Origin of the sequence: Actinoallomurus sp. NPDC050550 (genome assembly GCF_040655075.1) — a bacterium.
In the GTDB taxonomy this organism is placed as follows: domain Bacteria; phylum Actinomycetota; class Actinomycetes; order Streptosporangiales; family Streptosporangiaceae; genus Actinoallomurus.
The window spans coordinates 59,697-81,227 of the sequence record NZ_JBFAJC010000010.1 but is presented as its reverse complement, the minus strand read 5'-3'; the positions used below and the strand labels follow the sequence as shown (position 1 = coordinate 81,227).

Genomic DNA, 21,531 nt, shown 5'->3' with positions numbered 1-21,531 from the left:
GCGACCGGGCCCCGGGCGACTTAAGGACCGGCCGCGTCGTCGAGTCCCGAAGAGCAGGCTTGTGACCCGTCGATCCATCCTCGGTGCGCGAAACCGGGGCATCCCAGAGGCGACCGTGGCCAGGCTCCCGGTCTACCTCCGCGCCTTGCACACGCTCGCCGAGCGCGATGTCGTCACCGTCTCGTCGGAGGAGCTCGCCGCCGCCGCGGGCGTCAATTCGGCCAAGCTCCGCAAGGACCTGTCCCACCTCGGGTCGTACGGCACCCGGGGTGTCGGCTATGAGGTGCAGTACCTCGTCTACCAGATCTCCCGCGAGCTGGGCCTCACCCAGGACTGGTCGGTGGCCATCATCGGCCTCGGTAACCTCGGCCGCGCCCTCGCGGGGTACGGCGGGTTCGCCTCTCGCGGTTTCCGGATGGCCGCTCTGCTGGACGCCGATCCGACGATCGTGGGGGAGCGCATCAACGGCCTGACCGTCGAGCACATCGACAAGCTCGAGCGGGTGATCACCGACTGCGGGATCTCGATCGCGGTCCTGGCGGTGCCCGCGCCGGCCGCCCAGGCGGTCTGTGATCGGGTGGTGGCGAGCGGGGTCACGAGCATTCTGAACTTCGCCCCAGTTGTCCTGACTGTGCCAGATGGCGTGGATGTGCGTAAGGTCGACCTGTCGATCGAGCTTCAAATCCTCGCGTTCCACGAGCAGCGGAAGGCCGGAGGCCCCGCCGGAGTGGAACAGGAGTATCTCGAGGCGGTGGATGGCCAATGATCCAAGCGGGTGTGCCGACACGGCCACGTACGCGCTGGTCAGGGGCGACAGGTGAGGGACGGGAGCACCAGTGAGCATTCTCGTGGTCGGGCTGAGTCACCGCAGCGCCCCCGTCGCGCTGCTGGAACGCGCCGCGGTCACCGGCGAGCGGCTCGTCAAGCTGCTGCACGACGTGCACGGCGCTCCGAGCGTCGGCGGCGCCGTGGTCGTCTCGACGTGCAACCGCATCGAGGTGTACGCCGACGTCGACAAGTTCCACGCGGGTGTCTCGGCCATCTCCGAGCTGCTCTCCCAGCACTCGGACGTGCCGTTGGACGAGCTGTCCCGGCACCTGTACGTCCACTATGAGGAACGCGCGGTCCAGCACGTCTTCTCGGTGGCCTGCGGTCTGGACTCCATGGTCGTCGGCGAGGGCCAGATCGCCGGTCAGCTTCGCACCGCCCTCAAGCTCGCCCAGAAGTACGGCACCGTCGACCGGGCGCTGAACGAGGCGATTCAGCAGGCGCTGCGCGTCGGCAAGCGGGCGCGGAACGAGACCGGCATCGACCGGGCGGGCGCGTCCCTCGTCAGCGTGGGACTGAGTCGGGCAGGGGCCCTAGAGGGTAAGCGTGCCCTCGTGGTGGGCGCCGGTTCGATGAGCTCCCTGGCGGTCGCGACACTCGCCCGGGAAGGCGTCGGCGAGATCGTCATCGCCAACCGCACCTTCGAACGCGGCGTCCGCCTGGCCGAGGCGACCGACGCACCGGCGCGGGCGATCCGGCTCGCGGACCTGCGGGAGGCGATGGCCGAGGCGGACATCGTCGTCTCGTGCACCGGCGCCACGGGCCTCGTCATCACCCCGGACATGCTCGAGGGCCCGGTGTTCCTGCTCGATCTCGCCCTGCCGCACGACGTCGACCGGGCGGTCCGCGACCTGCCCGGCGTCACCCTCGTGGGCCTGGACGACCTCAGCGAGGCCGACGACACGCCTGCCGAGGCCGACACCGACGCCGTCCGGCGGATCGTGTGCGAGGAGGTCAAGGCCTTCCAGCTCGGCCTCGTGGCGGCGACGGTCGCCCCGACGGTGGTCGCGCTGCGCAGCAAGGCGGCGGACGTCGTCGAGGCCGAGCTCGGCCGGCTCGGCGGCCGGCTGCCCGAACTGGACGACAAGGCGCGTGCGGAGATCGCCCAGACCGTACGCCGCGTCGTGGACAAACTGCTGCACGCCCCGACCGTGCGCGTGAAAGAGTTGGCGGGTTCCCCGGGCGGCGACACGTACGCCGACGCGTTGCGCGAACTCTTCGATCTCGATCCCAAGGCCCCGGAGGCGGTCATCCGGGCAGAGGACGTCCCCGAGCGAACGCTCCGGAGTGGCCAGACGAGCCACGAGCCTGGCCGCGGAACGAGTGAGGAACGCTGAGCGAGGCATGAGCACGACACTGAAACTCGGTACCCGGCGCAGCCTGATGGCGATGACCCAGTCCGGGCTGGTCGCCGACGACCTGACCGCCCGTACCGGCCGCGCCGTCGAGCTCGTCGGCGTGACCACCGAAGGCGACGTCTCGAAGGCGCAGCTGGCCCAGATCGGCGGCACGGGTGTGTTCGTCAACGGGCTGCGCGAGCGGCTCCTCTCCGGTGAGATCGACTTCGCGGTGCACTCGCTGAAGGACCTGCCCACCGGGCCGGCCGAGGGCATCACGCTCGCGGCGGTCCCGCCGCGCGACGATCCGCGGGACGCCCTGTGCGGGCCGGCCAAGCTGGCCGACCTGGGGCGTGGCGCCAGGATCGGTACCGGGTCGCCGCGCCGGATGGCGCAGCTGCGCGCGCTCCGCCCCGACCTCGACGTCGTGCCGATCCGCGGCAACGCCGACACGCGGCTGCGGAAGGTCACCGACGGTGAGGTGGACGCGGTCGTGCTGGCGTTCGCGGGGTTGACCCGGATCGACCGGCTGGAGGCCGTCTCGGAGATCTTCGAGCCGGACCAGATGCTGCCCGCGCCGGGTCAGGGGGCCCTGGCGGTGGAGTGCCGGGCCGATCGCGCCGATCTCATCGAGCTTCTCGCCACCCTCGACCACGCCCCGACCAGGGCCGCGGTGGCCGCCGAGCGAGCGCTTCTGGCGACGCTCGAGGCGGGCTGCTCGGCCCCCGTGGGCGCATACGCTGCGTGGTATGACGAAATCGTGCATCTGACCGGTGTCGTTGTCGGGTATGACGGTGAACGGCAGATTCGGTTGTCCGAAAGCGGTTCCTCTGACGATTCCGAGCGACTGGGACGCGATCTCGCGCTCCGGATGCTCGCGGAGGGGGCCGACCAGTTGATGGGGGAGCGCACATCTTGAGCCCCGCGAGTAAGAAGGCCGTGAACGACGAGGGCGAGGCCCCCGCGATGTCCGGCGTGACGGCGTCCGGCGAGCGGCAGGGCAGGGTGGCCTTCGTCGGCGTCGGCCCGGGCGATCCGGAACTCCTGACGCTTCGTGCGGTCAGAATCCTCGGCGCGGCCGACGCCATCGTGGTCCATGAGACGATGGCGCCGCTGTTCAGCGCGCACTTCAACCCGGCCGCCGAGGTGATCGGCCCGGCGGGGGCCAGCCTCGTGACCCTGGCCCGTTCGGGCAAGGTCGTCGCCCGGGTGCTCGGTGGCGACCCCGGCCTGAGCTGCGCCCTCACCGAAGAGGCCAAGGTCTGCGCCAGGTCCAAGGTCCCTTTTGAGATCGTCCCGGGCGTCTCGTCGGTCACCGGCGTCCCCGGGTACGCCGGCATCCCGCTGATCGACGGCAAGCACCGTGACGCCGTGGTCGTCGACGCCCAGGAAGGCGGCGTCGACTGGAGCGCCCACGCCGGCGCGGCGACCCTCGTGATCCTCGGCGCGGAGAACACCATGGGCGAGATCGCCAAGGGCCTCATGGTCGCCGGGCGGTCCGACACGACGCCGGTGGCGGTCACCTCGATGGGCACGACGACCGAGCAGTACACCATCGACTCCACCCTCGCGAAGGTCGCCTCCGACACCAAGCACCTGGAGTCGCCGGCGCTGCTCGTCGTCGGCGACGTCGTCCGCTGGCGCGAGAAGCTGTCGTGGTTCGAGACCAAGCCGCTGTTCGGCTGGCGGGTCCTCGTGCCTCGTACGAAGGAGCAGGCGGCCTCGCTGTCCGACCAGCTCCGCTCGTACGGCGCCGTCCCCGACGAGGTGCCCACCATCTCGGTGGAGCCCCCGCGCACGCCCCAGCAGATGGAGCGTGCCATCAAGGGCCTGGTCACCGGCCGCTACGAGTGGGTCATCTTCACCTCCACGAACGCCGTGCGCGCCGTGCGCGAGCGGTTCGAGCAGTACGGCTTGGACGCCCGCGCCTTCGCCGGCCTGAAGGTCGCGGCCGTCGGCGAGCAGACCGCCGCCGCACTCGTGGAGTTCGGCGTCAAGCCCGACCTCACCCCGAAGGACCAGCAGTCCTCCGAGGGCCTGCTCGAGGTCTGGCCGCCGTACGACAAGGATCTGGACCCGATCGACCGGGTGCTGCTGCCGCGCGCCGACATCGCCACCGAGACGCTCGTCGCCGGGCTCACCGACCTCGGCTGGGAGTGCGACGACGTCACCGCCTACCGGACCGTACGCGCCGCTCCGCCGCCCGCGCCGATCCGCGAGGCGATCAAGGGAGGCGGGTTCGACGCGGTGCTGTTCACCTCGTCCTCGACCGTACGGAACCTCATCGGCATCGCGGGCAAGCCGCACAACGTCACCGTGATCGCCTGCATCGGGCCGCAGACCGCGCACACCGCCGAGGAGTACGGCCTGCGTGTCGACGTCATGGCGGACAAACCCTCGGTCGGTGCTCTCGCCGAGGCGCTGGCGGAGTACGGTGCCAAGCGGCGGGCCGCCCAGGTCGAGGCCGGCGACCCGCTCCGCAAGCCGAGTGAGATGCGCCGCGGCGCGCGCCGGCGCAAGTAATCGCCCTGAAAGAAGGTCACCGTGACCGCGCAGTTCCCTGTCGCACGCCCCCGTCGGCTCCGCCGCACCCCGGCGCTGCGGCGTCTCGTCGCCGAGACGCACCTGCACCCGAGCGACCTCGTGCTGCCGCTCTTCGTGAAGGAGGGCATCACCGAGCCGCAGCCGATCGCGTCGATGCCGGGCGTCGTCCAGCACACCAGGGAGTCCCTGCGCAAGGCGGCGCACGAGGCGGCGGAAGCCGGTGTCGGTGGGCTGATTCTGTTCGGCATCCCCGCGGTCAAGGACGGCCGCGGCTCGGCCGCCGACGACCCGGCCGGCATCGTGCAGAAGGCGCTGCGCGACCTGAGCGGCGACCTCGGCGACTCCACAGTGATCATTGCCGACCTGTGCCTCGATGAGTACACCGACCACGGCCACTGCGGCATCCTCACGGCCTCCGGTGAGGTCGACAACGACGCCACCCTGGAGCGCTACGCCTCCATCGCCGTCGCCCAGGCCGCGGCCGGCGTCGACGTCGTCGCCCCGAGCGGCATGATGGACGGCCAGGTCGCCGCGATCCGTACCGCCCTCGACGAGGGCGGCTACGGCAACGTCGCGATCATGGCGTACGCCGTGAAGTACGCCTCGGCGTTCTACGGGCCCTTCCGCGAAGCCGCCGAGTGCGCGCCGCAGTTCGGCGACCGGTCGGCGTACCAGCAGGACCCGCCCAACGCCGAGGAGTCGATCCGGGAGGTCCTCCTCGACCTGGACGAGGGCGCCGACGTCGTCATGGTGAAGCCGGCGCTGACCTACCTCGACGTCATCCGCCGCGTGCGCGACGCGGTCCACGTGCCTGTCGCCGCGTACCAGGTCAGCGGGGAGTACTCCATGGTCGAGGCGGCCGCCGCACAGGGCTGGGTCGACCGCGACCGAGTGATCATGGAGACGCTCGTCTCGATCCGCCGCGCGGGCGCCGACATCATCCTCACCTACTGGGCCACCGAGGTCGCACGCTCCCTGCGCGCCTGATCCGGCACCCTCATTCGCTTCCCGGCCGGGCTCGCACCTCACCCGGCCGCTCCGCTCACCGCGGCGGGTTCACTCCGTGACCTGCCCGGTGGCGGGTCACGGCTTCGCCGCTTTTCGGGGGTTCCCGCAACCCGCGAGATACCGGCGCGCCATCATCGGAAGAGGAGCGGAGGGGGAGCAGGATGCTGGATGTATCAGCGAAGCGAACGAACCGGTCGGCCGGCCGCCGCAAGACGGGCGAGTCGGTCCGACGCGAGCGTATGGCCACCGCCGTCCAGGAGTACGCCGCCCTGGGCTGGCCCTGTTATCCGGGTGAGCATACCGGCGACGACACCCGGGCGTGTTCCTGCGACCGGATCGGCTGCCCGTCGCCGGCGGCCCATCCCCGGTCGCAGGTGTGGCAGCGGCAGGCCACGGTCGACGCCGACACGCTGGCGCGCTGGTGGATGACGGACCCGGACGCCAACATCGTCCTGCCGACGGGCCGGGTCTTCGACGTCTTCGACGTCCCGGCCAAGGCGGGCCAGGCGGCGCTCGACGAGATGGAGCGGGAGGGCGTCGCGGTGGGGCCGGTCGCCAACCACGGCGACGAGCGCTATCTCTTCTTCGTCGCCACGCGGGGCGCGCCCGTCGACGAGGACGAGTGGTGGTCCTGCCACCTCGACACCGTCCCCGAGAGCATCGAGGACAGCCCGGGAATGCGCTGGCACTGCCGGGACAGCTACGTCCTCGCGCCGCCGTCGGTGCTGCCGTTCGACCGTACGGTGACCTGGGTCAGAGAACCGCACGACGCGCCGCTGCCGGACCCGGTGCGGCTACTGGAGATCCTGGCCGACGCCTGCGATTGACGTCTGGGAGACTCGTGGGGTGACTTCCACGAATCGTTCCGAAGCACTGTTCGACCGGGCAGGTGCGGTCATACCGGGCGGAGTCAACTCTCCGGTGCGCGCCTTCGGGGCCGTGGGCGGCACCCCGCGGTTCATGGCCTCGGCCCGCGGCCCGTACCTCGTCGACGCCGACGGCAACGAGTACGTCGACCTGATCTGCTCGTGGGGTCCGATGATCCTCGGGCACGGGCACCCGGAGGTCGTCGAGGCCGTCCGGCGGGCCGCCGAGCACGGCACCTCGTACGGCGCGCCCACCGAGGGTGAGGTCCTGCTGGCCGAGGAGATGGTGGCCCGCACGCCGATCGACAAGGTCCGCCTGGTCAGCTCGGGCACCGAGTCGACGATGTCGGCGATCCGCCTGGCGCGCGGCTTCACCGAGCGCTCGAAGATCGTGAAGTTCGCCGGGTGCTACCACGGCCACTCCGACGCGCTGCTGGCCGCGGCCGGGTCGGGGGTCGCGACGTTCGGCCTGCCCGACTCGCCGGGCGTCACCGGCGCGGCCACCGCCGACACGATCGTGCTCCGCTACAACGACATCGCCGCCGTCGAGGAGACATTCGGCGAGCACGGCCACGAGATCGCCTGCGTCATCACCGAGGCGTGCCCGGCCAACATGGGCATCGTCCCGCCGACCGAGGACTTCAACGCCGCCCTCAAGGGCATCTGCGAGCGGTACGGCGCCCTCCTCATCATCGACGAGGTGCTGACGGGCTTCCGTGTCTCCCGCGCCGGCTGGTACGGCCTGGAGGGCGTCCAGGGCGACCTGTACACCTTCGGCAAGGTCATGGGCGGCGGCCTGCCCGCGGCGGCGTTCGGCGGACGCGCCGAGATCATGGACCGCCTCGCCCCGGCCGGCCCCGTCTACCAGGCGGGCACCCTCTCCGGAAACCCTCTGGCCACCGCCGCCGGCCTGGCCACGCTCCGCGCCGCCACCGACGAGGTGTACGCCCGGATCGACCACGCCGCCACCATCGTCGCCGAGGCCGCCACGGCCGCCCTGACCAAGGAGGGCGTGCCGCACCGCCTGCAGACCGCGGGCAACCTCTTCTCGATCTTCTTCACCGACGAGGCGGTCCTGGACTTCGAGCACGCCCAGCGGCAGAACACCCGCCGCTACGCCGCGTTCTTCCACACGGCCCTGGACCACGGCGTCTACCTGCCCCCGTCGGCGTACGAGGCGTGGTTCCTGTCAGCCGCCCACGACACCGCGGCCCTGGACCGCATCACCGACGCCTTGCCCCACGCCGCCCGCGCCGCCGCCGAAGCCGTCTGAACGGCGACTCAGAAGAGCCCGAGGTGGGGGAGCAGTTTCTCGACGGCCGAGATGATCTGCCCGGCGTCAGAGAGAGCCTCCCTCACCTCGTCGTACGTGGCCGCGTCATCGGGCATCGCGGGATACTCAAGTTCATTGCGGCGGATGCGAAGCGCGCGGAACGGGCGGAAGGTGTCGCCGAACTGCGCACGCATGGCCTCGTCCACGACCAGATGACCGCCGCGCGTCGTCGGCCGTAGGCCTTGCTGGATGAGCAGCGCTGTGCAGCCGAATATATCTTCGGGAAAAGCGAACGTCGAGTCCTCCAGGACGGTTGCCTGTTCGCTGCTGTTGTCACCGGATGATCCGGGCGATTCGGGCAGTCGTACGTCCATGGTGGCGGCAATGAGCCGAAGGCCAGGGCGGCTAATCGATCTTGCGGGTATCGTCTCGCTATCTCTCGCCGCCGTGTCCCGGGGGAGCTCATGGAGGCGACTTACGCCGATCTCTCCAAAGGAGCACCGATGGAGCCTGCCACTTCTCGTCGTTCTCTGCTGCGTCTGCTGACCGCTGGTGGCGCGGTGGCGGCCGTACCGCTCGCCGCGGGATGTGACGGCAGATCGAGGAACGTCATCGGCGCCTCGGCGAGCGACGGCGGGTCGGCCGTGGGCGCCGACACCGTAATGATCATCCGTCATGGGGAGAAGCCGGCGGCGAAGGGTGCTCCGTTCGGTGTCACCGAGGACGGCCAGCAGAACGACGGATCGCTCACCGTACGCGGGTGGCAGCGGGCAGGCGCACTGGTGGACCTCTTCGCTCCCCAGAAAGGGAGCCTCCGCGCCGGGCTGGTGCGACCTGCCACCATCTACGCGGCCCAGCCGAACGGCGACAAGGGCCTGCGCCACAGCGAGACGATAACGCCGCTGGCGGCCAGGCTCGGACTTCAGCCGAAGCTCTCCTACGGCAAGGGTGACGAGGCCGCGCTCGGTAAGAAGCTCGCCTCCGCTCACGGGACCGTCCTGGTCTGCTGGGAGCACAGTGCGATCCCGGACATCGTCGCCGCCATGGGAGCGGTTCATCCCAAGCCGCCCGCCAAGTGGGCCGGCAAGCGCTTCGACGTGGTCTGGGTGTTCACCCGAGACGGCAAGGGCTGGCGCTTCAGCCAGGTTCCCCAGCTGGTGCTCCCCGGCGATGTGAATTCCCCGATCGCCTGAGCGCGGATCCCGTGCGATCGGCGGGCCTGGGGTGCCGATCGCACGGGATTCGCGCCTCTATCGACGGATCATTTCGGGTTCGGGCGTCTGCTCGACGGGGGCGGGGGCGGGGGCGGGGGCTGAGACCGGGACGTCGCGGAGGACGACGAGGGTGATCAGAGCCGCGGCCGCCAGGACGATGCCGCCGGACAGGCCGGTGACGTTCAGGCCGTGGGTGAAGGCGGTCTTGGCGGCCTCCAGGAGGGCCAGGCCGCCGTGGCCGGGGACGCGGGCGGCACTGCCGAGGGTGTCGCGGGCCGCGCGCAGTGTCTCGGCGGGGATGCCGGTCACCCGTACGCCGGCCATCTGGTGGTGGTAGACGGCGGTGCCGATCGAGCCGAGGATCGCGAAGCCGAGCGCCCCGCCCAGCTCGCTGCCGGTCTCGGAGACGGCCGAGGCGGCGCCCGCCTGCTCGGCGGGGGCGGCGGCCAGGATCATGTCGGCGGTCAGTGAGGTGGACACCAGCATGCCGGCGGCGAGCAGCCCGGCGCCGGTCAGGATGACGGCCAGGTTCTGGTGGACGTGGACCTGGGTGGTCACGGCCAGCCCGCAGGCCGATACCAGCAGCCCGGCGGTGATGACGAAGGCGGGGCGGACCTTCTTGGCGGCGATCCCGGCGATCGTCATCGCGACCAGGATGAACGGCATGACCGCCAGCGACCACAGCGAGGCCTTGAACGGGCTCATGTCCTGGACGACCTGCAGGTACTGCATCGTGTAGAGGCTGAAGCCGAGCATCGCGAAGTTGGTCACCGTGTTGACGCCGACCGCCGCGCTGTAGGTCCGGTGCCGGAACAGCCGCAGGTCGATCAGCGGGTGGGCGGTCGTCTTCTGGCGGTGCCAGAAGACGACCCCGACGGCGAGACCCGCGGCGATCGAGAGCACCGGGACGAGCGCGTAGCCGTCCACGGCGAGCTCCTTGATGCCGTAGATGGTCGGCAGCACGGCGCCCAGCGACAGCAGCGAGCCGAGCAGGTCGAACCGGCCGGCGGCGGGGTTGCGGAACTCCGGCAGCAGCGCCGGGCCCAGCAGCAGGAGCAGCGCCATCGCGGGCAGGTTGAGCAGGAACGCCGAGCCCCACCAGAAGTGGTCCATCAGCAGACCGCCGATGATCGGCCCGACGGTGACGCCGCCGGTCATGGCGCCGGTCCACACCGCGATCGCGGTCTTGCGCCGGCCGGCGTCGTGGAACATGTTGCGGATCAGCGCCAGCGTCGAGGGCATCAACGTCGCGCCCGCCAGCCCCAGTACCGCGCGAGCGCCGATGAGCATCCCGGCGCTGGTGGAGTACGCGGCGGCGACCGACGCCGCGCTGAAGGCCACGGCGCCGATGAGCAACAGCCGGCGCCGGCCGATGCGGTCGCCCAGCGCACCCATGGTGATCAGCATGCCGGCGAGCACGAAGCCGTACATGTCCATGATCCACAGCAGCTGGGTGCCGGACGGCTTGAGGTCGGCGCTGATGAACGGCATCCCGAACAGCAGCACACTCACGTCCATCGAGACGATCAGGCACGGCAGCACCAGTACCGCCAGCCCGATCCATTCCTTCGTGCCCGCCTTGACGTTCACGGCTCTGTCCTTTCTCGAGAGAACGGACACACCTTCGCCGGGGCCGCTCACCGTCCGCTCACCGTCCGCTCACCGTTCGCTGACCGCGACCGCGCGCGCCTGGTCAGGCCGCCGCAGAGTGTCCGTGATCAGCGTGGACGGAGCGCTTCAGGCGAACAACGACGAGTTCGGCAACGCACTGTTGACCGCTCGCTTCACGATCGGGCCGGGGTGGTGAAGCGGGACCGATCTTGAGTGGGGATCCACTGGCGCTGCGGGTCGAACGGCAGGTAGCGGTCCGTGACGTGGGAGATCAGGGAGCGCAGCGCCGGATGGCGGTTACGGCCGTGCCACAGCAGCGACCACGGGTACGCGGGAGTGGGCGCGGTGAGCGGGATCTGGACCACATCGGGGCGCCAGGGGAGCCGGGTCCGCTCCCCGTTGAAGGTGGCCAGGTCGTCCGATCCGACGCGTTCCACCAGGTGCTCGTGGCCGAAGAGGGGGAGGCCGGACGTGTCGTACTTGACGGCGAAGTCGTCGCCGAGGAAGCGGTAGAACTCCGCCCACTCGGTGTCCGGCCGGGCGATCCCCGGCATCCAGATCGTCTCGCCCGCCAGTTCGGACATCGCCACCTCGCTCCGGCCGGCGAACGGATGCCGGCGGCCGACCAGGAGGTGGAGCGGTTCGAGGTACGCGGGCGTGCACTCGATGTCCTCGCCGAGTTCCCCGGTGGCTCGGGCGAAGAAGGCGTCGATCGATCCGCGGGCCAGTGCGGGCAGTGCCTCGGCGAGCCCGTTCGAGGTCACGATCTCCAGGTCGACCTCGTCGACGGCCTCGTGGAATCCGCGGACGATGTCGATCGACGCCACCCATTTGCGGTGCACGTCGATGCGCAGGGGCCGGCGCCGGTCGCGCAGCAGCATGACGGCCTGGTCGGCGAGGGCGATGAGCGCACGCGCGTTCGTGAGGAACGACGCGCCGTCTTCGGTCACCTCGGTTCCACTGTGCGAGCGGTGGAAGAGCACGGTACCGAGATCGGCTTCGAGGCGTGCGACGCGCTTGGAGACCGCCTGCTGGCTCAGGCCGAGGCGGGCGGCCGCCTCACTGAAGGAGCGCTCCTCGGCGACGGCGACGAAGGCGCGGACGGCCGCGAGGTGCAGGTCCGGCTCACCTCGGTTCACAACCGATGGCTGTCGCGGATCGGCGTGTCGGTTGTTGGACACCCCATGCTCCCTTTCGGTCGAATGGCGGACGCCGCTGAGACGTACAACCTAAGGGAGTGACCGGTGGGTTCGTTCGTCCACCTGCATGTACATACGGAGTACTCGATGCTCGACGGCGCCGCGAAGGTCGGGCGCCTCATGGGAGAGGTCGACCGGCTGGGGATGCCCGCCGTCGCGATGAGCGACCACGGCAACGTGCACGGTGCGTACGAGTTCTACCACTCGGCCGACAGGGCGGGCGTCAAGCCGATCATCGGTATCGAGGCGTACGTCGCCCCGGCGTCGCGGTTCCACAAGCAGTCGGTGTTCTGGTCCGACAACCTCTCGCTGCGTAAGTCGAACGACTTCGGCGAGGGCGGCGACGTGGCGGGCCGCGGCCTGTACACCCATATGACCATGTGGGCCGTTGACGCCGAGGGCCTGCGGAACCTGTTCCGGCTCCAGTCGCGTGCCTGGCTCGAAGGCCACGTGCAGAAGTACCCGCGCATGGACGACGAACTGCTCGCCGAGCACGGCAGGGGCATCATCGCCACGACCGGCTGCCCGTCGGGTGCGGTGCAGACCCGGATCCGGCTCGGCCAGTACGACAAGGCGGTCGAGGCCGCCGCGACGTACCGGGACATCTTCGGCAAGGAGAACTACTTCCTGGAGCTGATGGACCACGGCCTCGCGATCGAGCGGCGAGTCCGTGACGACCTGATGAGGCTCGGTCGGGAGCTCGACCTGCCGCCGTTGGCCACCAACGACTCCCACTACGTGACCGAGGACCAGGCCGCCGCGCACGACGCCCTCCTGTGCATCGGCACCGGCAAGCAGCTCGCCGACCAGAACCGCTTCCGGTTCTCCGGGAGCGGCTACTACCTCAAGACCGCCGAGGAGATGCGGTCTCTGTGGGACGGCGAGGTCCCCGGCGCCTGCGACAACACCCTCCTGATCGCCGAACGCGTCGGTGACTACGGCGACGTCTTCGCCCACCGCGACCTGATGCCGAAGTTCCCCGTGCCCGAGGGGCAGACCGAGTCGTCATGGCTGCGGAAGGAGACCCTGGCCGGCGCGCGGCGCCGCTACCAGGGCGAACCGCCCCAGGAGGTCCTGGACCGCATCGACTATGAGCTGTCCGTCATCGACGACATGGGCTTCCCCGGCTACTTCCTCGTCGTCGCCGACATCTGCCAGTACGCGCGCGAGAACCGCATCGGCCTCGGACCCGGCCGAGGATCGGCGACCGGGTCGATGGTCGCCTACTGCACCGGGATCACCGAGCTCGACCCGATCGAGCACAAACTGATCTTCGAGCGGTTCCTCAACCCCGAGCGCGTCACCATGCCGGACGTCGACCTCGACTTCGACGACCGCCGCCGCGACGAGATGATCGACTACGTCACCCGCAAGTACGGCGACGACCGGGTCTGCCAGATCGTCACCTTCGGCACCATCAAGGCCAAGGCCGCCGTCAAGGACGCCTGCCGTGTCCTCGGCTACCCGTACGCGCTCGGCGACCGCATCACCAAGGCGTTCCCGGCCGCCGTCGGCGGCAAGGAGATCCCGCTGTCGGCGATCCACGACGGGAACCACCCGCGCCACGGGGAGGCCGCCGAGCTGCGGAAGATGTACGAGGAGGAGCCGGACGTCAAGCGGGTCGTCGACACCGCCGTCGGCGTCGAGGGCCTGACCCGCGGCACCGGCATCCACGCCGCCGGCGTGATCCTGTCGTCCGATCCGCTGATCGACGTGCTCCCGCTCGTACGGCCGAAGGCCGACGGTCCGATCATCACCGGGTTCCCCTTCACCCAGGCCGAGGACATGGGCCTGCTGAAGATGGACTTCCTCGGCCTGCGCAATCTCACCGTCATCAATGACGCGATCGCGAACGTCAAGGCCAACAAGGGCATCGAGATCGACATCCGCGACGTGCCCCTGGACGACAAGACGACGTACGAGCTGCTGGCGCGGGGCGACACGCTCGGGGTGTTCCAGCTCGACAGCGGCGGGATGCGGATCCTGCTGCGGCTGATGCACCCGACGGTGTTCACCGACATCGCCGCGGTCAACGCCCTGTACCGGCCGGGCCCGATGGAGATGAACGCCCACACCAACTACGCGCTCCGCAAGACCGGCAGGCAGGAGGTCGAGCCGATCCACCCGGAGCTGAAGGAGGCGCTCGAGCCGATCCTGGGCGACACCTACCACCTGGTGGTCTTCCAGGAGCAGGTCATGGCGATCGCCCGGGAGCTGGCCGGGTACTCCCTCGGCGGCGCCGACCTGCTGCGCCGCGCGATGGGCAAGAAGAAGAAGGAGGTCCTGGACCAGCAGTGGGAGACGTTCTCGGCGGGCATGGCCGGCAACGGGTTCTCCGCGGAGGCGACCAAGGCCGTCTGGGACGTCCTCGTCCCCTTCTCCGGGTACGGCTTCAACAAGTCCCACACCGCCGGGTACGGCATCGTCTCCTACTGGACCGCTTACCTGAAGGCGAACCACCCGGCCGAGTACCTCGCCGCGCTGCTCACCTCGGTCGGTGACGACAAGGACAAGATGGCGGTCTACCTGTCGGACTGCCGGCGCCTCGGCATCAAGGTTCTGCCTCCCGACGTCAACGAGTCCGAACTGAACTTCGCCGCCGTCGGGACGGACATCCGCTTCGGGCTCGGCGCGATCCGCAACGTCGGCGCGGGCGTCGTCGAGGCGATCGCCTCGACCCGGAAGGAGAAGGGCGCCTACACCGGCTTCAACGACTTCCTGACCAAGGTGCCTGCGAGCGTCTGCAACAAGCGCGTCATCGAATCCCTCGCCAAGGCCGGCGCGTTCGACGGCCTCGGCCACCACCGCAAGGCCCTTGTCATGGTCCACGAGCAGGCCATCGACTCGGTCATCGACGTCAAACGCAACGAGGCCCGCGGCCAGGACTCCCTCTTCGGAGGCATCGACGAACCCGAGGACGACCCCGGCGGCGCGTTCTCCATCGCGATCCCGGAGGGCGAGTGGGACAAGAGCACCCTGCTGACGTTCGAACGCGAGATGCTCGGCCTGTACGTCTCCTCTCACCCACTCGACGGCGCCGAGCGGATCCTGGAAGCCGCCCGCGACAGCACGCTCGCCGGACTGCTGTCCTCCGGCCGTACGGACGGGTTCACACAGGTCGCCGGGATCATCTCCGGCCTGCAGCGCAAGGTCACCAAGCAGGGCAGCCCCTGGGCGATCGTCACCCTCGAGGACCACGACGCGTCCGTGGAGTGCCTGATCTTTCCCAAGAGCCACGCCCTCTACGGCGAGGCGCTGGCCGAGGACCGGGTCGTCTCGATCCGCGGCCGGATCAACGTCCGGGACGAGACCCTGAGCATCTACGGGGAGGAGGTCACCGTCCTCGACGTCTCTCAGGTGAGCGACGGTGAGCCGCCCGTGGTGATCTCTCTTCCGGAGGCCCGGGTATCCGCGGACGTGGTCCAGGAGTTGAAGCGCATCCTGGACTCCCATCCCGGCCGCGCTCCCGTGCACCTAAGGCTGCAGCCTCGACGACCGGGCACGAAGGGGCTGCTGATCGACCTCGACCGATTCCGCGTCCAGCCGGAACCGTCGTTCTTCGGGGACATCAAGTCCCTGCTCGGCGCGAACGCGATCGGCGCATGACCGCCGAGCCCACGCGCCATCCGCTCCCGATCTCCCGGGCGTGCCCGCGGTGTGCCGGGGACATCCTCGCCGCACTGCGGGTTCCCCACGGCTGGCGGACCGAGCAGGGCATCGAGGTCAGCGGCACGACGGAGATCCTGCTGTGCGCCCGCTGCGACGTCGACGATCCGGTCACCGGGCCGATCGCCGCTTTCTTCGCCGTCCATCAGGTCGTGACCGACCAGACCGTGGGCGTCCTCTCCCGTCTCATCCGGCGGTGGGCCGAGAACGCCAAGGCGCCCCGGCTGGACCAGGCCGCCCTCGACGCCGAGGTCGACGCCTGGTATCGCGATGACCTGTGATGACGGTTCAGGACTTCGGGGCGAGGGCCTCGATGATCTCTTCGGCGCGAGCGGTGGCGGAGGCGGGCTCGATGTCGGGGGAGCCGACGAGCGGGTCCCAGTTGAGGTCGTAGAACAGTTCGGTGACGCCCTGTTCGCCGAGCCAGGCGGCGTCCTCGCGGATCTGGTCGTACGACCCGGACAGGCGCAGGCGCTCGCCGGATTTGTCGTGGGCCTCCTCGCCCGCCCGTACGACGCCGCGGACGACGACGCGCACCGCGTCGGGGTCCTTGTCCGCCTCCTCGGCGGCGCGCCGGACGACCGCGATCTGCTCGTGGATGCGGGACAGGTCGGTGGCGCTGCGGCTGAGCCAGCCGTCCGCGATCCGGCCGGCGCGCTTCAGCGCGGCCTCCGCGACGCCGCCGAGCAGCACCGGCGGGTGCGGGTTCTGGACGGGCTTGGGGGCCTGCCGGCTCGGCGGGACGGTGTGGAACTCCCCGTCGAACGAGCTGACCTCGTCCTCCCACAGGGTGCGCAGTGTGGCGACGAACTCCTCGGCCCGCCTGCCGCGCCGCTCCGGTGACGTGCCGCTGGCGACGAACTCCTCGTGCTGCCAGCCGGCGCCCAGCCCGAGGTCGAGCCGCCCGCCGGAGAGCACGTCGAGCGAGGCGGTCTCCTTGGCGAGGTACACCGGGGTGACGAACGGGAAGTTGATCAGGGAGACGCCGAGCCGGATGCGGGACGTGCGGGCGGCGGCGTAGGCCAGCGTGATGAGCGGATCGAGCACGCTGCGGTAGACCGGGGCCAGCGCCTCCTTGTCGGCCGGGGTGAGAAGGCGGTGGAACGTCCACAGCGACGCGTAGCCGAGGTCCTCCGCCCGCTCGGCGAAGTGACCGACGTTCCGTGGGGTGGCCCATGCCCCCGACACCGGGGCGCCGAATCCGATCCTCATGATTCCAATGTTCGCAGCCGATCGAGCGCGGCCGTCACCGAGGCGGTGGCCGACGGCCGTAGCGGCGACCGTACGGTGGCGTCGGCGATCAGGCCCTGCTTGGCGAGCACCGCCTTGATCACGCTGGGGGAGGGCTCGGCGAACAGGGCGTTCACCAGGGGGAGCAGGGCGTTGTGGAGGTCGCGGGCACGGGCGGTGTCCCCGTCCCGTACGGCGTCGGCCATGGCGGCGTATGCGGCCGGGGCGACGTTCGCCGAGGCCGTGATCCCGCCCACCGCGCCGAGTTGCAGGAGCGGGTAGAGGAACGCGTCGTCGCCGCCGAGCACGCCGCGCCCCTCGGCCAGCAGGGTGAGGGTGTCCGCGTCGATCGCTCCGGCACAGTGCTTTATCCCGGCGACGTACCCGGTGGTGAGCAGCTTGAGGAGCGTCTCGGGGTGCAGTGTCTTCCCGGTGCGGTACGGGATGTTGTAGACGAGCAGCGGCACGCCGGCCGCCGCGCCGATCGCCGCGAAGTGGTCGAGGACGCCTTCGTCGGTGGGACGCACGTAGTACGGCACGACGGTGAGCAGCAGGTCCGCGGCGACCCCGCGGTCCACCGCCTGCCGGATCGACTCGTCGGTGCCGGCCGTGCCCGCCCCGACGGTCAGCGGCGTGCCGTACGCGTCGCTGATCCTCCGGCAGGTCTCGATCACCGTGCGGCGCTCGTCGGCGGTGAGCAGCGAGCCCTCGCCCGTGGTGGCGAGGACGACCAGTCCCGCGGCGCCTTCGGTGAGGACGTGGTGGGCCAGGCGTTCGAGCGAGGGGACGTCGAGGGTCCCGTCGGATCCGAACGGCGTGACGAGCGGGACGTGGATTCCGTGCGGCATGGGACTTTTTCCTTCAGCGGGTCGGGGCGAGAACACCCGGGGCGTCGGGCGTGGCCGCGGACGGCGTACGGCGGCGGAGGCTGCCGAGGGCGACGCCGCCGACGATGAGGCAGGCCGCGACGATGTCGGTGATCGTGATGTCCTCTCCGAGGACGAGCGCGGCCGAGGACATGCCGAACAGCGGCACGAGGAGCGAGTAGATCGCGACCTGGCCGGCGTCGTACCGGCGCAGCAGCCAGCCCCAGAGGCCGAACCCGACCAGCGTCGACAGGTAGGCGATGTAAACGAGCGCGCCCAGGCCGCCTGCGGAGATGTGAGCCAGCGCGTGCAGGTCGGCGTGCGGCCCCTCGAAGATCAGGGACAGGGCGAGCAGCGGCAGCGGCGGCACGAGGCTGACCCAGACCATGAACGCGAACATGTCCGGCGGCTGCGCCTTCCGCATGCCGATGTTGGCCAGCCCCCACATGCCCGCCGCGACGATGCAGAGCGCGAACGCGAGCACGGGTCCGCCCTGGCCCAGCGAGACGGCGATCACCGCGATGCCGGTGAACGCCACGAGCATGCCCGCGATCTGGGCGCGTCGCATCCGCTCGCCCAGCATCGGAACGGCGAAGGCCGCGGTGAACAACGCCTGGGTCTGCAGGACGAGCGACGCCAGCCCGGCCGGCATGCCCATGTGCATGCCGATGAACAGCAGGCCGAACTGCCCGACGCCGAGCGGCAGGCCGATGAGCGCCATCCGCCGCCAGGGGATCGCCGGCCGGCGGACGAACAGGACGGCGGGGAACGCCGCCGCGACGAAGCGCAGCGCGGCGAACAGCAGGGGCGGCAGGGCGCCGAGTCCGACGTGGATGACGACGAAGTTGATCCCCCAGATCGCGGCGATCATCACCGCGATGGCGACGTGGCGAGGTCTCATGTCTTCGATCGTCGGGTGCACGACGTTTTAGGACAAGCGAATCTTCCTTAAGGTCTCCATGTAGCATGACTACATGCTGGATCTGGAGCGGCTGCGCGCCCTCAACGCCGTGGCCACGTACGGTTCCGTCAGCGCCGCCGCCGAGGTGCTGCACGTCACGACGTCCGCCGTCTCCCAGCAGGTCGCCAAGCTGGAGCGCGAGACCGGGCAGAAGCTCCTGGAGCGCAACGGCCGGGGCGTCCGTCTCACCGACGCCGCCGCCCTCCTCGCCGCGCACGCCGAGCGCATCCTCGCCATGGTCGAGGCGGCCGAGTCCGACCTGGAGGCCCACCGTGGGGCCGTCGTCGGAGAGCTCTCGATCGCGGCGTTCCCCACCGCCGCGCGCGGCCTGCTGCCGCCCGCGCTGGCCATCCTCGCCGAGGAGCACCCCCGCCTGGCCGTCTGCCTCCGCGAACAGGAGCCGCACTCGGCCGTGCCCCTCATCGCGCGCGGCGAGATCGACCTCGGCATCGTGCAGGACTGGTTCAACGTGCCGCTCGCGATCCCGGACGGCCTGGTCAAGGCGCCCCTGCTCGATGACGTCGCGGACGTGGCGCTGCCCGCCGACCACCTGCTCGCCGACCGCCACGTCATCGACCTGAACGACCTGCGCGGCGAGGCGTGGATCGCCCAGTCGGCCGGCGCGATCTGCCGCGACTGGCTCGAGCACACCCTCCGCTCCGCCGGTCTCGAGCCGAGGATCAACCACACCGCCGATGAGTACGCGACCCAGCTCGCCCTCGTCGCCGCCGGCCTGGGCTGCGCCATCCTGCCGCGCCTGGGGCGCTGCGACGTGCCGCCGGGTGTCCGCATCGTCGCCGTACGCCCGGCGCTGACCCGCCACGTGTACGGCATCTGGCGAGCCGAGGCGGCCCGCCGCCCCGCCATCCGCACGGCCGTCGCCGCCCTCCGCACCGCCGCCGGCGCGGGGAACCTCGAAATCGCCGCCGGAATCGCCGGGTAACGCCCGGCTGAGCAGGTAAGAAGAGGCCGAAAATCCTCTTTCCCGCCTTCCGGTGTCGTTTGCGTTTCCGCAGGTCCGCCGCGAATGTGAACAACATGTTCGCGTTTGCCCTACCCGAATCCGCCGGTGAGGATGAGGCCACCGCGAATCCGGCCCTGGAAAGGGTCTGTTTCGCCGTGCCCGCATTCCACTGCGCATTTCAGGGAGACGCCATGCCGATACTGGTCACCGGAGCGACCGGCACCGTCGGGAGCAACCTCGTCCGTCAACTCGTGGCCGCGGGCCACGAGGTACGGGCCGTGACCCGGGACCCCGGCTCCCGCGCGGCGGCCGCCCTGCCCGCGCGGGCCGAGGTGGTCGCGGGCGACTTCGGCCGGCCCGAGACCCTCATCTCCGCCCTGCGCGGGGTCGACCGGATGCACCTCGTCGCCATCGGCGAGTCGCTGACCACCGGGCAACGGATCCTCGACCTGGCGAAGGAGGCCGGCGTACGGCGTGTGGTGCACCTCGGCCACAACGACCCCGGCCGCGACGACGACGATCCCATCGAGTCGGACCACCGCGCCCTGCACAAGGCCATCGAGAGCTCCGGCCTGGAATGGACGCACATCTTCCCGGGCGAGTTCATGGCCAACACCCGGGAGTGGGCCGCGTCGATCAGGACGGAGAGCGCCGTCCGGGCGCCGTTCGGCGACTGGACCAGCGCGATGGTTCACGAGGCCGACATCGCCGCGGTCGCCGCGGCCGCCCTGCTCGACGAGGGCCACGCGGGGAAGACCTACGTCCCGACCGGACCGGAGCCGGTACGGCGCCGCGACGCCGTACGGCTGATCGGCGAGGCCATCGGCCGGGAGGTCCGCTTCATCGAGCTCACCCCCGACGAGGCCCGCGAACGTTGGAAGAACCAGTATCCGCGGCAGGTCATCGAATGGTTCCTGGAGATGGGCCGGTACCTCGACGGCAACGCCTGGGTCTCGCCCACGGTCGAGGAGGTCACCGGCCGGCGCGGCCGCACGTTCGCCCAGTGGGCGCTCGACCACGCCGCCGACTTCCGCTGACCAGCGTCAGGACTTGATGAAGTCGAGCAGGTCGGCGTTGAGCTCGTCCTGGTGACTGACGAAGATGCCGTGTCCGGCGGTGGGGTACTCCCTGTACACCGCGCCCGGGATGAGTTCGGCGGTGCGGCGGCCGGTCACGTCCACCGGCGCCGAGAAATCCGCGGCGCCATGGACGACCAGCGTGGGGATGGTGATGTCCCGAAGGCCCGCGCGGTGGTCGTAGTGGAACAACGCGTGCTGGAACTTCAGTACGGCCCACGGCGAGGTGGCCTCGCACTCCCGGATCATCCAGTCGATGACGGCCGGGGACACGGCCGGGCCGAGGTGGGTGGCGAAGAAGACCTGCGCCTGGTCGGAAAGCCACTTCGGCCGGTCGGAGCGGACCTTGGCGTACATGGCGTCGAACAGGGCCTCCGGGATGCCGGCCGGGTTGTCGTCGGTCAGCTTCAGGAAGGGCAGCATCGCGGAGATGAACACCGCGCGGTCGACGCGCTCCTCGCCGTGGCGGGCGAGGTAGTTGGCCACCTCGGCGCCGCCCAGTGAGTGGCCGACGAGGATGACGTCCCGCAGGTCGAGGTGCTCGATCAGCGCGGCCAGGTCGTCGGCGGTGGTGTCCAGGTCGTATCCGCCGGAGGGGCGGTCCGACCGCCCGTGGCCACGGCGGTCCAGGGCGATGCACCGGTAGCCCCGCTCGGCGAAGAAGGGGATCTGGTACTCCCACATGTCGGTGCTGAGCATGCAGCTGGCGACGAAGACGATCGGCCGGCCCTGACCGTAGTCCTCGTAGGCCAGGCGGGTCCCGTCGGTGGTCTCGAAGAACATCGGTGGCTCCTTCTCGTGGATCTCACGTTCCCTGACGTCGAGAAGCGTCCCAGCCGAGAGGGAGCCGGGTCGATTACGTCCTAGGTAACGGCCGCGCCTACCGCC

General features: G+C 70.4%; 19 protein-coding genes. 12 read left to right on the top strand and 7 right to left on the bottom strand.

All coding sequences use genetic code 11. The features are described from left to right. Positions 1-61: 61 nt before the first annotated feature. From AB0I04_RS16275 to hemL, 7 genes are all read left to right on the top strand, one after another. On the top strand, positions 62-766 hold the full coding sequence (locus tag AB0I04_RS16275) for a redox-sensing transcriptional repressor Rex (RefSeq protein ID WP_360884792.1): 705 nt from the start codon (positions 62-64) through the stop codon (positions 764-766). A 70-nt stretch (positions 767-836) separates the two neighbouring features. Further along, positions 837-2,165, top strand: coding sequence for a glutamyl-tRNA reductase (locus AB0I04_RS16270; RefSeq protein ID WP_360884790.1), 1,329 nt, complete (start codon positions 837-839; stop codon positions 2,163-2,165). A gap of 7 nt (positions 2,166-2,172) precedes the next feature. Then, on the top strand, positions 2,173-3,084 hold the full coding sequence (gene hemC, locus AB0I04_RS16265) for a hydroxymethylbilane synthase (RefSeq protein ID WP_360884787.1): 912 nt from the start codon (positions 2,173-2,175) through the stop codon (positions 3,082-3,084). A gap of 47 nt (positions 3,085-3,131) precedes the next feature. Further along, the gene (locus AB0I04_RS16260; protein WP_360885337.1) at positions 3,132-4,688 is read left to right on the top strand and encodes a uroporphyrinogen-III synthase; all 1,557 of its coding nucleotides are present in this window, start codon (positions 3,132-3,134) and stop codon (positions 4,686-4,688) included. 21 nt (positions 4,689-4,709) lie between these two features. Next, on the top strand, positions 4,710-5,696 hold the full coding sequence (hemB, locus tag AB0I04_RS16255) for a porphobilinogen synthase (RefSeq protein WP_360884785.1): 987 nt from the start codon (positions 4,710-4,712) through the stop codon (positions 5,694-5,696). A gap of 182 nt (positions 5,697-5,878) precedes the next feature. Then, positions 5,879-6,544: a bifunctional DNA primase/polymerase gene (locus tag AB0I04_RS16250; protein ID WP_360884782.1), complete on the top strand. Its 666-nt coding sequence runs from the start codon at positions 5,879-5,881 to the stop codon at positions 6,542-6,544. A 19-nt stretch (positions 6,545-6,563) separates the two neighbouring features. Further along, positions 6,564-7,856 carry a glutamate-1-semialdehyde 2,1-aminomutase gene (gene hemL, locus AB0I04_RS16245; protein ID WP_360884779.1) on the top strand — a complete coding sequence of 431 codons (1,293 nt, stop codon included), beginning with the start codon at positions 6,564-6,566 and terminating at the stop codon, positions 7,854-7,856. Positions 7,857-7,864: 8 nt separating this feature from the next. Here the strand turns inward: hemL and AB0I04_RS16240 are convergent, their stop codons facing one another. Then, on the bottom strand, positions 7,865-8,230 hold the full coding sequence (locus AB0I04_RS16240) for a hypothetical protein (protein WP_360884776.1): 366 nt from the start codon (positions 8,228-8,230) through the stop codon (positions 7,865-7,867). Positions 8,231-8,359: 129 nt separating this feature from the next. Here AB0I04_RS16240 and AB0I04_RS16235 point away from each other — a divergent pair, with 129 nt between their 5' ends. After that, on the top strand, positions 8,360-9,049 hold the full coding sequence (locus tag AB0I04_RS16235; RefSeq protein ID WP_360884774.1) for a hypothetical protein: 690 nt from the start codon (positions 8,360-8,362) through the stop codon (positions 9,047-9,049). 57 nt (positions 9,050-9,106) lie between these two features. On the opposite strand, the gene AB0I04_RS16230 is transcribed toward AB0I04_RS16235, so the two are convergent. Both AB0I04_RS16230 and AB0I04_RS16225 read right to left on the bottom strand, forming a co-directional pair. Further along, entirely contained in the window at positions 9,107-10,660 is a 1,554-nt protein-coding gene (locus tag AB0I04_RS16230; protein ID WP_360884771.1) for an MFS transporter, read from the bottom strand. 194 nt (positions 10,661-10,854) lie between these two features. Continuing rightward, positions 10,855-11,862 carry a LysR family transcriptional regulator gene (locus tag AB0I04_RS16225; RefSeq protein ID WP_360884769.1) on the bottom strand — a complete coding sequence of 336 codons (1,008 nt, stop codon included), beginning with the start codon at positions 11,860-11,862 and terminating at the stop codon, positions 10,855-10,857. A 63-nt stretch (positions 11,863-11,925) separates the two neighbouring features. Between AB0I04_RS16225 and dnaE the strand changes: the two genes are divergently transcribed. Both dnaE and AB0I04_RS16215 read left to right on the top strand, forming a co-directional pair. Further along, a complete protein-coding gene (gene dnaE, locus AB0I04_RS16220) occupies positions 11,926-15,486 on the top strand; it encodes a DNA polymerase III subunit alpha (RefSeq protein ID WP_360884766.1) in 3,561 nt (1,186 codons plus the stop codon). Continuing rightward, a complete protein-coding gene (locus AB0I04_RS16215) occupies positions 15,483-15,827 on the top strand; it encodes a DUF6300 family protein (RefSeq protein ID WP_360884763.1) in 345 nt (114 codons plus the stop codon). The genes dnaE and AB0I04_RS16215 overlap by 4 nt, the downstream gene beginning before the upstream one ends. Before the next feature lie 7 nt (positions 15,828-15,834). Here AB0I04_RS16215 and AB0I04_RS16210 read toward each other — a convergent pair whose 3' ends face one another. The 3 genes from AB0I04_RS16210 to AB0I04_RS16200 are packed head-to-tail and all read right to left on the bottom strand — an operon-like array spanning position 15,835 to position 18,543. Continuing rightward, positions 15,835-16,758: a TIGR03619 family F420-dependent LLM class oxidoreductase gene (locus AB0I04_RS16210; protein WP_360884760.1), complete on the bottom strand. Its 924-nt coding sequence runs from the start codon at positions 16,756-16,758 to the stop codon at positions 15,835-15,837. Continuing rightward, the gene (locus tag AB0I04_RS16205; protein ID WP_360884756.1) at positions 16,755-17,624 is read right to left on the bottom strand and encodes a dihydrodipicolinate synthase family protein; all 870 of its coding nucleotides are present in this window, start codon (positions 17,622-17,624) and stop codon (positions 16,755-16,757) included. Before AB0I04_RS16205 ends, AB0I04_RS16210 begins: the two co-directional genes overlap by 4 nt. A gap of 13 nt (positions 17,625-17,637) precedes the next feature. Next, positions 17,638-18,543: an EamA family transporter gene (locus AB0I04_RS16200; protein WP_360884753.1), complete on the bottom strand. Its 906-nt coding sequence runs from the start codon at positions 18,541-18,543 to the stop codon at positions 17,638-17,640. Positions 18,544-18,616: 73 nt separating this feature from the next. Here AB0I04_RS16200 and AB0I04_RS16195 point away from each other — a divergent pair, with 73 nt between their 5' ends. Both AB0I04_RS16195 and AB0I04_RS16190 read left to right on the top strand, forming a co-directional pair. Beyond that, positions 18,617-19,546, top strand: a complete 930-nt coding sequence (locus AB0I04_RS16195) for a LysR family transcriptional regulator (protein ID WP_360884750.1) — start codon at positions 18,617-18,619, stop codon at positions 19,544-19,546. 212 nt (positions 19,547-19,758) lie between these two features. Next, positions 19,759-20,604: an NmrA family NAD(P)-binding protein gene (locus AB0I04_RS16190; protein WP_360884747.1), complete on the top strand. Its 846-nt coding sequence runs from the start codon at positions 19,759-19,761 to the stop codon at positions 20,602-20,604. A 6-nt stretch (positions 20,605-20,610) separates the two neighbouring features. Here the strand turns inward: AB0I04_RS16190 and AB0I04_RS16185 are convergent, their stop codons facing one another. Then, positions 20,611-21,426 (bottom strand): alpha/beta hydrolase, encoded by an 816-nt coding sequence (locus tag AB0I04_RS16185; protein ID WP_360884744.1) that lies wholly within the window; start codon positions 21,424-21,426, stop codon positions 20,611-20,613. Between the last annotated feature and the right edge of the window lie 105 nt (positions 21,427-21,531).

What these genes read in the sequence shown, in the direction of transcription:
- AB0I04_RS16195 (WP_360884750.1), top strand. Translation starts at nt 18,617, where the DNA reads ATGCTGGATCTGGAGCGGCTGCGCGCCCTCAACGCCGTGGCCACGTAC.
- AB0I04_RS16190 (WP_360884747.1), top strand. Translation starts at nt 19,759, where the DNA reads ATGCCGATACTGGTCACCGGAGCGACCGGCACCGTCGGGAGCAACCTC.
- hemC (WP_360884787.1), top strand. Translation starts at nt 2,173, where the DNA reads ATGAGCACGACACTGAAACTCGGTACCCGGCGCAGCCTGATGGCGATG.
- AB0I04_RS16215 (WP_360884763.1), top strand. Translation starts at nt 15,483, where the DNA reads ATGACCGCCGAGCCCACGCGCCATCCGCTCCCGATCTCCCGGGCGTGC.
- AB0I04_RS16260 (WP_360885337.1), top strand. Translation starts at nt 3,132, where the DNA reads ATGTCCGGCGTGACGGCGTCCGGCGAGCGGCAGGGCAGGGTGGCCTTC.
- AB0I04_RS16235 (WP_360884774.1), top strand. Translation starts at nt 8,360, where the DNA reads ATGGAGCCTGCCACTTCTCGTCGTTCTCTGCTGCGTCTGCTGACCGCT.
- AB0I04_RS16185 (WP_360884744.1), bottom strand. Translation starts at nt 21,426, where the DNA reads ATGTTCTTCGAGACCACCGACGGGACCCGCCTGGCCTACGAGGACTAC.
- AB0I04_RS16210 (WP_360884760.1), bottom strand. Translation starts at nt 16,758, where the DNA reads ATGAGGATCGGATTCGGCGCCCCGGTGTCGGGGGCATGGGCCACCCCA.
- AB0I04_RS16205 (WP_360884756.1), bottom strand. Translation starts at nt 17,624, where the DNA reads ATGCCGCACGGAATCCACGTCCCGCTCGTCACGCCGTTCGGATCCGAC.
- AB0I04_RS16240 (WP_360884776.1), bottom strand. Translation starts at nt 8,230, where the DNA reads ATGGACGTACGACTGCCCGAATCGCCCGGATCATCCGGTGACAACAGC.
- AB0I04_RS16200 (WP_360884753.1), bottom strand. Translation starts at nt 18,543, where the DNA reads ATGAGACCTCGCCACGTCGCCATCGCGGTGATGATCGCCGCGATCTGG.
- AB0I04_RS16250 (WP_360884782.1), top strand. Translation starts at nt 5,879, where the DNA reads ATGCTGGATGTATCAGCGAAGCGAACGAACCGGTCGGCCGGCCGCCGC.